At 74.7% G+C, this 10,612-nt stretch carries 5 protein-coding genes; 4 read left to right on the top strand and 1 reads right to left on the bottom strand.

Annotated features, from left to right (window positions below; all coding sequences use genetic code 11):
• Positions 1-26 precede the first annotated feature (26 nt).
• Positions 27-3,176, top strand: coding sequence for an ATP-binding protein (locus K7862_RS36495; protein ID WP_222970001.1), 3,150 nt, complete (start codon positions 27-29; stop codon positions 3,174-3,176).
• 201 nt (positions 3,177-3,377) lie between these two features.
• Positions 3,378-3,950, top strand: coding sequence for a hypothetical protein (locus K7862_RS36500; protein WP_222970003.1), 573 nt, complete (start codon positions 3,378-3,380; stop codon positions 3,948-3,950).
• A 71-nt stretch (positions 3,951-4,021) separates the two neighbouring features.
• Here K7862_RS36500 and K7862_RS36505 read toward each other — a convergent pair whose 3' ends face one another.
• Positions 4,022-8,080 carry a carboxypeptidase regulatory-like domain-containing protein gene (locus K7862_RS36505; protein ID WP_222970005.1) on the bottom strand — a complete coding sequence of 1,353 codons (4,059 nt, stop codon included), beginning with the start codon at positions 8,078-8,080 and terminating at the stop codon, positions 4,022-4,024.
• A 516-nt stretch (positions 8,081-8,596) separates the two neighbouring features.
• On the opposite strand from K7862_RS36505, the gene uppS reads away from it, so the two are divergent.
• Positions 8,597-9,388: a polyprenyl diphosphate synthase gene (uppS, locus tag K7862_RS36510; protein ID WP_372461728.1), complete on the top strand. Its 792-nt coding sequence runs from the start codon at positions 8,597-8,599 to the stop codon at positions 9,386-9,388.
• Between the two features lie 85 nt (positions 9,389-9,473).
• Positions 9,474-10,612: oxygenase MpaB family protein (locus K7862_RS36515; protein WP_372461729.1), on the top strand; the 1,139-nt coding region annotated here is incomplete at its 3' end.

Raw genomic sequence — 10,612 nt, forward strand, 5'->3', positions numbered from 1 at the left:
GACCTGGTCGGGCAGGAGGCGTGCGGGTGACGGTCGGCGCGGACGAGAACGCGGGACGGAACCGCACGGGCGCACCAGCGCGGAGAGGACGCACGACGGGCGGCGGAGAGCCTGGGCTGCTGAGCGTCGGCGCCGGACGGGGAAGCGCGAGCGGCCCCGAGGCGCCTGCCTTCACGGGTACCGGCACGGATCGCGGTGCGGCGGCCGGGGCGCAGGGACGCGGTGCCTCGGGTACGGACCGCGTCGGGCCGCCGTCGCTGGTCGGGCGGGATCGCGAACTGCGCCGCGTCACGGATGCGTTGGCGTCGCTGCCCGCGCTCGTCCTGGTCGAGGGCGAGGCCGGCATCGGCAAGAGCCGGCTGGTCCGCGAGGCGCTGGGGCGGGCCGACGCCGTGGGCGGAGTGCGCCATCTGGTCGCGATGTGCCCGCCGTTCCGCGAGGCGCTGACCCTCGGCGCCGTTGTCGACGCTGTGCGCCAGGCCGTGGCGGGCCCGGCGGAACTCGGGCTGTCGGCGCTGGCGGGGGCGCTGCGGCCGGTGCTGCCGGAGTGGTCGGACGAACTCCCGCCGCCGCCCCCGGCCGCGGCCGACGCCTCGGTCGCGCGGCACCGTCTGATGCGCGCGCTCGCCGAGGTGCTGGACCGGGCCGGGATCGGCGTGCTGGTCGTCGAGGACCTGCACTGGGCGGACGCGGCGACACTGGAGTTCCTGGTGTTCCTCGCCTCCCGCAGACCGCACCCGATCAGCCTCGTGCTGACCTACCGCCCCGAGGAGGTGCCGGCCGACTCCCTGCTCCTGCGGTTGTCCTCGCGCCCCTCCCCCGACGTCCACCACGTCCGTGTGGCGCTGACCGCGCTGACGGTGGACGACACCCGCGCGCTGGTCTCGTCGATGCTCGCCGGCGAGCACGTGTCGACGGCCTTCGCCGCCTTCCTGCACGACCACACCGAGGGCGTGCCGCTCGCGGTGGAGGAGTGCGTGCTGCTGATGCACGACCGGTCCGACCTCGTACGCCGGGACGGGGAGTGGATCCGGCGCACGCTGGACGAGATCGCGGTGCCTCCCACCATCCGCGACGCGGTGACCGAGCGGGCCGCCCGGCTCGGCCCGGCGGCACGCCGGGTGCTGCTGGCCGCCGCCGTCCTGGCGGACGCGGCCCCCGCGGCCCAGCTCACCGCGCTCGCCGCGCCGCCCGCCGGTGACGGCGGCCTGGCGGACGGCACCGACGCCGGGGAGGGCGGGACGCCCGGCGGCGACGCCGTGACCGACGCCGTGCACAGCGGCCTGCTGGTCGAGGACGACGCAGGGCGTGTCGCCTACCGGCACGTCCTGGCCGCCCGCGCCGTCTACGACCAGGCGCGCCCGGACGAGCGCCGGGACCTGCACCGCCGGGCCGCCGAACTGCTGGAGGCCACGCATCCACGGCCCGTCGGCCGGCTGGCCCACCACCTGCGGCAGGCCGGCGACGTCGACGGCTGGAGCCGCTACGCCCAGCAGGCCGCCGAGCTCGCGGTCGCGTCCGGGGACCACGCGCGCGCCGCCACGCTGCTGCTGGACCTGATCGACGAGCCGTCGCTGCCCGCGGCCGCGGTCGCGCCGCTGGTGGGGAAGCTGCCGCTGCTGGCGTTCACCGGTGACGCCCGGCGGGCCGAACTCCTCGCCAGGCTGCGGGGACTGCTCGACGGCGGGCAGCTCGGCCCGCGCGACCGGGCCGAAGTACGCGGCCAGCTCGGCAGGTTGCTGCGTCACCTGGGCGAGTACGCGGCGGCGGCCGACGAGTTGGAGCAGGCCGTCCCGGAGATCGGCGAGCCGTCGTACGCGGTCGCCTGGGCGATGACGGCGCTCGGCGTCCCGGTCCCCAATGATCTGACGGCCGCGGCCCATCTGCACTGGCTGGAGCGCGCGCGGCGGATGGCCGAGGAGGCCTCGCTCGCGGAGCACGACCGGGTCGCGTTGTTCGTCGACCGGACGACGGCGCTGCTCGACCTGGGCGAGGAGTCCGGCTGGGAGGGTGCCGCGGAGCTGATGCGCATGGCCGCGGACGGGCGCCTGCATCCGCGGGTCGCGGTGCAGGTGGCGCGCGGCGCGCTGAACGTCGGCAACGCGGGCATGCGCTGGGGTCTCGCCGAGCAGGCCAGGCCCGGGCTGGCCGCCGCGGTCGAGCTCGCCGAACGGCACGACTACCTCCAGGTACGGGACACCGCGCTGGTCACCCTCGTCCATCTCGACCTGTTCAGCGGTGCGTGGGAGGGCCTGGCCGAGCGGGCGGCGCTGTGGCAGGACCTGCCGGAGGAACCGGTGTTCCGGATGGACACGCTGCTGGTGTCGGCTGTGCTGCGGACCGCCGTGGAGGGGCCGGGTCCGCAGGTCGAGGCGGACCTGCGCGAGGTGGCCGCGGACGGCGAGCGGCGCGGCATCGTCGACCTGTGGCTGGAGCCGGTGGCGGCGCTGGCCGCGCTGCGGCTGGCCGCCGGGGACGCCCAGGGGGCGATCGACCTGACGGACGCCCCGATGCGGCTGGTGGCGGTCAAGGAGCTGTGGCTGTGGGCGACCGACGTGGCGCCGCCGCGGGTGGCCGCGCTGCTGGCGCTGGGCCGCGCCGCCGAGGCTCGCGCGCTGGTCGAGCGTTTCGCGGCCGCGGAGCGCGGGCGGCGCGCTCCGGCCCCGCGCGCGGCGCTGCTGGTCTGCACGGCGCTGCTGACCGAGGCCGGGCAGGACCCGGAGGCCGCCGCACGGGACTGGCTGGCGGCCGCGGAGGCCTGGGCCGCGGTGCCGCGGCCGTACGCGTCGCTGCGGGCACGCGAGCGCGCGGCGGCCTGCCTGCGCGCGGCCGGCAACCGGTTCGCCGGTGTCCGGGAGGCGGAGGCGGTGATCGCCGGGTATGCCGCGCTCGGGGCGGCGTACGACGAGGAGCGGGCCCGCAAGGCGCTGACCGGTGGCGGCCGGGGGTACGGGGACCAGTTGTCGCCGCGGGAGCTGGAGGTCGTCCGCCTGGTCGCCGAAGGGCTGACGAACCGGCAGATCGCGCAGGCGCTGTCACGTTCCCCGAAGACCGTGGCGGCCCAGCTGAACTCGGCGATGCGCAAACGCGGCGTGACCTCGCGGACGGCACTGGCCGTCTCGATCACCCAGCCGCACCCGCCGGCCGACGGCTCCCCCATCCCCGGGGCGGGGTGACGCCGTTCGCCGTCGGCGGCCTCCACCCCATGCCGTGTGCTCGCCCGGGCGCGCGGATGAGGTGCGGCCCCCCGGGCATGGTGGGACTCTGGAACCCGAAGTGCCCGGGGCGACCCGTGCTTCCCGGGCGGAGCCGGCGAGGGCGCCACCGCCCCGGGACGGAACAGCAGGTCAGCCGACACCCGCGGAGTGGTCGACGCCATGGACAGCACGCGAACGGAACAACCGGCGCAACGGCCCCTGACCCCCCTGGCCGCGGTCGCGGCCGGCGTCCTGGCCGGCGTGGTCGGGACGGCCACCATGGACGCGGTGCGCTACGTCAGGTACCGGCGCGCCGGCGGCAAGGACAGCCCGAAGGACTGGGAGTTCCCGCCCGTCCACGACTGGGACGCGGCTCCCGACCCGGGTCAGGTCGCGAAACGTCTGGTCGAGGGGTTCACCCAGCGTGAGCTTCCCGCCCGCTGGGCGTGGCTGACCAGCACCGCCGCGCACTGGGCGTACGGGTCCGCCGCGGCGGCGCTGTACGGCATCGCGGCGGGGTCCGCCCGGCGGGCCCATCCGCTGTACGGCCTGCCGTTCGGCGCGGCGGTCTGGGCGGCGGGCTATGTCGCCCTGCCGGAGGCCGGCCTGTACCAACCGATCTGGAAGTACCCCCCGAAGGTCCTGGCGGACGATCTCACCGCGCACCTCGGCTACGGCATGGGGACGGGGATGTCCTTCTGGCTGGCCGTCACGGCGTACACCCGGTGCCACGGTCGCCACACGGACACGTAGAGGGCCGCGGCCGAACGGACGGGCAGGGCCCGGGAGCCGAGGCTCCCGGGCCCTGCCGGATGCGGCCGCTGTCAGGAGCGGGCGGCCGTCGTGGAGCCGGCCGGCCGGGTCGCCGTCTCACCTCGCGGTGACACGGCGGCCGGTGGCGCGCCGGCGGGGTGTGCCGCACCGGTGGTTCCGGTACCGGTCGAGGCGGTGGGCGCCTGAACGGTCAGGGCGACCGGGACGGTGACCCCGCCGTAGACGGAGTCGGTCTCGATGCCCAGGGCCGCGGTGACCGTGCCCGGCCCGGTGAGGCTCGTGCCGCGCGCGCTGAGCCTGAGCCGCACGGTCACCGGCCGTCCGGGTTCGACCGTCAGGGTCGTTCTGTCGGCCGACAGCCACGGGACGTCGGTCGGGCCGCTCTCCGGGTAGCCGGACAGCTTCCACCCGGTGACCTGCCAGCCGCCGACCGAGGAGAAGCCGTCCGGGCCCGCCGCGCCGGTGGCGCCGAGGCTGACGCTGTCGGTCAGCGGCAGCGCGGTCCACCAGTTCATCGTGGGGTCGTAGGCGTACACCGCGTTGACGGCCACGGACCCGCCGTCGATGGCGCCGCCGGCGACGATCATCTTCCCGCCGCCGGTGCCGGTGGCCGCGTACGACATGTCCAGCGGCATGCTGGCGATCGGCTTCCAGTTGTCGGCGGCCGGGTTGTACACGTAGGCGTCCCGGTAGCCCTGGCCGCCGGCGCAGTACAGCTTGCCGGACAGGGCCGAGCAGGACTCCGCGATGACCTCGTGCGGGTAGGGGTGGGCGGCGTGCCAGGTGTCCGTCTTCGGGTCGTAGACGCTCACCGTGGACGTCACCTTCGTGGCGATGTCGATGTTGCCGCCGCTCAGCTTGCGCAGGACGAGCCGCTCACCGCCGACGGCGTAGAGCTTGCCGTCGACGACCGCTCCGCCGCCCAGCGTCGTGGCCGCCGGATTGCTCGCGCCGGTGGTCCAGGCGTTCTTCGCGGGGTCGTAGATCTGGATGGGGCCGACGTTGCCCGCGAAGGGGTCGGTCTGCTGGCCGCCCGCGACGTAGAGCTTCCCGCCGATGAAGCCGCCGACCGGGCCGACCGAGGCGTAGGGTGCGTCGGCCTCGGTGTGCCAGGTTCCGGACGCGGTGTCGTAGGCGTAGAGGTCCTTCAGGGAGTCGAAGGCGTCGTCCCCGCCCAGTCCGGTGTACAGCACACCGTTGTAGGTGCCGGCCACGCGGCTCCAGCCCATGACGGGCAGGTCGGGCAGCGCCGACCAGGCAGGGCCGTCACCGGCCGCGGCCTGGGCCGCCTTGGCGCCCGCCGCGGCGCTCTTGAGGGCGGGCAGCGTCGCGGGCAGGCCGGGCTTCCCGGAGGCGCGGGTCAGCGGGACACGCAGCGGGGAGACGGCGGGCTTCCCGGCGCTCCGGGCCGAGCGGGTGGCGGTCCCGGTGCCGGTCGTGGCGGCGCCGGGGAACTCGTTCAGTTTGACGGTCATGGGGCCGTCGCCGGTGTTGGTGAGGGTCAGGGTGCCGGTCGCCGAGCCGTGGCCGGAGACCGTGGCGCCGACCGGGCCGCCGCTGACCTCCAGGCGGCCGGAGTGCGCCGCGATCCGGACGTCGGTGATGCGGTCGGCCCTGACGTCGGCCTTCGCCGTGGCGGTGTCGTAGCCGTACGCCGTCGCGGTCAGGGTGCGGTGGCCGGTCCGGGCCGAGAACAGTTCGAACGCGCCGTCGCGGTCGCCCTGGGCGCCGTTGCCGCCGTGCAGCAGGGCGCTGGTGGTGGAGCCGGAGGTGCCCTCGACGGACACGGTCGCGTCGTCGAGCGCCTGCCCGGCCAGGGTGTCCTGCACGTCGCCGGTGATCAGGCCGCCGGCCTCCGGCGTGGCCCAGGAGCTGCCGGCGCGCACGTCGTCGATGTTCCAGGCGGAGATGACGGCGACGTCGCTGGACGCGTGGAACCGCCACTGGACGGTGACGGGCTTGCTGCTGACCGGCAGTTCGTAGGTCTGGTAGCCCTGCGTTCCCGGCCGCAGTTTCGCGAGGGTCGTCCAGCTCGCGCCGTGGTCGGTGCTGTAGTCGAGTTGGTCGGTGCCGTCGAGGACGAGGGTGGCGAAGGTCAGGAACGGCGTCCGCCCGGCGGGAATCTGCACCTCCGGGGTGGTCAGCGAGGCGTCGACGGTCCCGAAGACGCCGTAGTCGCCGCCGACCGACACGTAGTTGTACGCGGACTCGCTCCCGGTCTCGGCGGGATTGCGTGTCCCGACGGCCCAGGCCGGGCCCTCGGTGGCCTTCGTCGTCCAGCCCGCCGGCAGCGACGTGCTTCCCTCGAAGGTCTCGGTGGCGCCGGTGTCGTGCTGGGCGTAGCCGGGCGCGGCGGTCACCGACGCCAGCGTCTCGACGCTCAGAGCGATGTCGCGGACGGTGTCCTTGGCGCCGGTCGTCACGACCGCGTCCTGCTTGAGGTAGCCGTCCAGGGTCGTGCTGGTGTGCAGCGTGTAGCTGCCGCCGGCCGGCAGCCGCAGCGAGTAGGCGCCGGTGGCCGGGTCGTTGTGGACGGGCGCTATCTCGTTGCCGTCGTCGACGGTGATCGTGGCGGGCAGCGGCCATCCGTGGCCGCTGCCGTCGGCGACCTTGCCGCTGACGGTCACCATCGGCGCGGCGGCCAGCGACACGTCGGCCGTGGTGGTGGCGTCCGCGGTGACGGTGGTGTGCGCGGTCTTCGTCACGTACCCGAACGCGCTGACGCTGATGTCGGTGTCGCCCGGGACGAGCTTCATCCGGTAGGTGCCGTCGGCCGCGGTCTCGGTGGTGGCCGGGGAGTCCCCGCCGGCCACGACCTTGGCGCCCGCGATCGGCTTGCCCGCGGCGTCGGTGACGGTGCCGGCCAGGACGCCGGACTGCTGACCGGTGAAGGCCGCGGTGCCGTTCGGCGTGCCCAGACCGGTGGGGCCGTCGTAACCGGGTCCCGCGGTGCACAGGTAGGCCGGGGCGCAGGTGCCGTTGCTGCCCGTGGTCACGTCGTTGACGCTGCCGCTGTGGGCGTACGGGTAGCTGTTGGGGTACGTGCCCTCGGCCACCGGGCCGGCCACCGCGTAGGTCGCGGCGATGATCGGCGAGGAGGCGCTGGTGCCGCCGTACTGGGCCCAGCCGGACTGCCCGAAGGTGTCGTAGACCGCGACGCCGGTGACCGGGTCGGCGACCGCGGAGACGTCGGCGACGGTGCGGTGGCCGCAGCCGGTGTCCTTCTGGAAGGACGGCTTCGGCTCGATCACCGAGCAGCCCGAACCGGGGCCGCCGCCATGGCTGTTCCAGACCGACTCGGTCCAGCCGCGGGCCGTCGACGGGTCCCGCACCAGAGAGGTGCCGCCCACGGAGGTGACATGCGGCGAGGACGCGGGGAACGAGACGCCGTAGTTGCCGTCGCCGCTGGAGGCGACCACGGCGACGCCCGGGTGGTCGTAGTAGTGCTCGTAGTCGCTGATGAACGACGGCTCGCCGCTGCCCGGAGTGGCGGTGTACCCGCTTCCGTAGCTGTTGGACACGTAGTCCGCGCCGAGGGCGACGGCCTTGTCCACCGCGGCGCCGAGGTCGTCGAACCCGGCGCTCTCCGCCTCGACGAGCAGGATGTTGGCCTTGGGCGCGACGGCAGACACCATGTCGAGGTCGAGCGAGATCTCCGCGCCCCAGTCGGCGTTGGCGGCCGGGTAGTTGCCCTGCTGACCGGACTGGTTGACCTTGACGAACTGGCCGGGGGCCAGCGGGGCCTCGCCGAACTGGGCGCGGTAGACGGCGAGGTCGGACGCCGCGTTCGGGTTGTCGTAGGCGTCGACGATCGCGACGGTGGCGCCGCCACCGCCGTCCGCGGGCAGCCCGTAGGCGGCGGCGAGGTCGGCGGGGCCGAGTCCGTGGGGCGCTTCCGCGGCCGACCGCAGCCCCGTGCCGCCGGCCACGCCGTTGAGCTTGAGCGCGAAACAGCGGGCCTCGTGAGTGGACTTCGGCGCCGAGCACGAGGCACTCACCGCAGGTGCGGCAGCCGACGCCTGGCGCGGAGCGGCCGGCTGCGCGGGGGCGGCGGCCACCACCGGTGCCGCGGCGAACACCCCCAGCCCCGCGGCTATCAGGAGTGACACAGGAGCACGCAGGCGCGCGCGTCTCTGCATGTTCGTTCCCTTCGTTCGGCAGTTGCCCGACTCGGATCGGTTCGTCTCCGGCGAACGCGTCCCCCTCCGCCGCCCGGCCCCGTCCCGTGCCCATCCGGATCTCCGTCGCCGTCGTTCTGGTTCCGCCCCGCCGTCGGTGAACTCCGCGTTCACAGACGTTCCTTGCTGCACGGCCGCCCCAAGAACGGCCTGCGGAAACTGTGGACCGGCGGCGCGGCCCGAGCTATCCGGCAGATGACCTAAAGTTGAACGCGGTACCGCCTGGCCGTGCGGTCGCGTCAGACCCGGCGGCCCACCGCCTCCGCCGTCCCCGCACCCGGCCGACGGCCTCACCGACCCCACTCCCCGCCGGTTTCGTACGCGCGTTCCAGGGGTGAATGTGCGGCTTGACCCGGGTGTCCGACGGGACGGGATGGCACGCTGCTTCGCGTGGGGGAAGTGCGCCGGAGGGGGCGCGCGGCGGGGGGCGAGGGGGCGTTCATGACGATGGGGCAGAGTGCCGGCGGAGCTGTCGCCGAGCCGGGTCCGTTATCCGGGGCCGCTGACGGCCGGCGCAGGGCGGTGCCGCGGCACGTCGCGTGCGTCATGGACGGCAACGGACGGTGGGCCGCCCAGCGGTCCCTGCCGCGCACGTCCGGGCATCGCGCCGCCGAGACCACGGTGATCGACGTCATCGAGGCGGCGCGGACCGCGGGCGTCGGCTGGCTGAGCCTGTACGCGTTCTCCACCGAGAACTGGGGACGGCCCACGGCCGAGGTCGACTACCTGATGCGGCTGGTGCGCAGAGTGGTGCGCAAGCACGCGCCGCTGCTGCACGCGCGCGGCATCCGCTGCCGCTTCCTCGGGGTCGGCGACCGCCGCATCCCGGCCGCCCTGACGCGGGACTTCACCGACCTGATGACGCTGACCGGCGGCAACCGGGGCATGACGCTGACCGTCGCCTTCGACCACGGCGGGCGCCGGGACATCGTGGAGGCGGCCCGGTCGCTGATCCGCGCCGGAGTGCCCGCCGAGGAGGTGGACGAGACCATGTTCGCCGGCCATCTGCCGTTCCCCGACACACCCGACGTGGATCTGGTCATCCGGACCTCGGGCGAGCAGCGCATCTCCAACTTCATGCTCTGGCAGGTCGCCTACGCCGAGTGGGTCTTCCCGCCGGTGCTGTGGCCCGACTTCCGCGCACCGCACTTCCTCGAGTGCCTGCACACCTACCGGCAGCGCGATCGCCGCTTCGGCGGCGTCCTGCCGCGGCAGGTCCCGCCGCAGAGCCCGCAATAGATCCGCCGCAGCGCCCGCAGCAGACGACCCAGCAGATCACGCTTCAGATCACGCCGCAGGTCCCGCCGCAGAACGGAGACGCCCGATCGTGACCGACGCACACCGCAGCCGCTCCGCACCCGCCCAGGACACCACCGCGCCCGGCCCGAACGCCTCGCCGTTCGGGGCGGGTTCGCAGTTCCAGCAGTTCTTCGACGACCCGCGCTGGGCGCTGGCCATGGTCCGCGCGACCGTCCTGGAGGCGGCCCACCCGCAGGTGGGCGCCGCGCTGATCGACAACTCGACGTTCGTCGCCCACCCCTGGCGACGGCTGCGCAACACCCTGCGCAGCCTGCAGCGCATGTTCGGCGACGACGACCAGGTACGGCAGCGCGAGGCGGCACGGCTCAACCGCCTCCATGCCCGGCTGACCGGAACCGGCCCGGACGACCGGCCGTACGACGCGATGGACCCGGCGGTGCGGGCCTGGGTGGTGGCGACGCTGTTCGAGAGCATCGTCACCATGTGCCGGTTGAGCGGGCAGGCCCTCGAACAGGACGCCATGGAACGGCTGTACGCCGAGTTCCAGGCCTATCTGGCCGTCCTCGGCGACGCGGCCGGCCACCTGCCGGACACGCTCACCGGGTTCTGGGTCTACTACGACCGGGTGGTGGCGCAGGAACTGGAGAACACCGAGGCGATGCGGATCATCCTCTACCGCCTCTTCGACCACCTGCCCGCCCCACCGCTGCTGAGCGGTCTGCCCACGCTGTGGGCCACCGGCCGCGCCGTCGCCGGGCCGCTCATCGGGGTGATCACCGTGGCGTCGCTCCCCGAGCCCTTCCGCCGCAGGGCCGGGCTCCCCGAGGTGCCCGGTGCCCGCACCCTCATGCAGGGCGCCTATCTGACGGTGGGCCTGGCCCGGTTCCTGCCCGACGGCTGGGTCCGGGCCGAGGACGTCGCCGACCTGCTGGCCCTCTCCCCCGGCAGCGACGACCCGCGCGCCCGGACGGTGGCGGCGCTGCACGACCGCATCAAACGGGCCGGAGCACTCATCCGCCTCGTGACGCCCCTCCCCCGCCAGGCGGAGCCCGCCGAGCCGGGCGACGGGCGGCGCGGCGCCGAGGACTTCTTCCGCGAGGTGCTGGACCAGACCGGCGACGGTTATCTCGACTGGCCGGATCTCGCTGCCATGGCCCGCGAACTGTCCACCCGCCTCGACCTGGACGAACCCGAGGAGACCCG

This window comes from Actinacidiphila acidipaludis, from assembly GCF_019890725.1.
Classification (GTDB): Bacteria; Actinomycetota; Actinomycetes; order Streptomycetales; family Streptomycetaceae; genus Actinacidiphila; species Actinacidiphila acidipaludis.

Bases quoted from the DNA above. Each gene is read 5' to 3' on its own strand.
- K7862_RS36500 (WP_222970003.1), top strand. From the start codon at position 3,378: ATGGACAGCACGCGAACGGAACAACCGGCGCAACGGCCCCTGACCCCC.
- uppS (WP_372461728.1), top strand. From the start codon at position 8,597: ATGGGGCAGAGTGCCGGCGGAGCTGTCGCCGAGCCGGGTCCGTTATCC.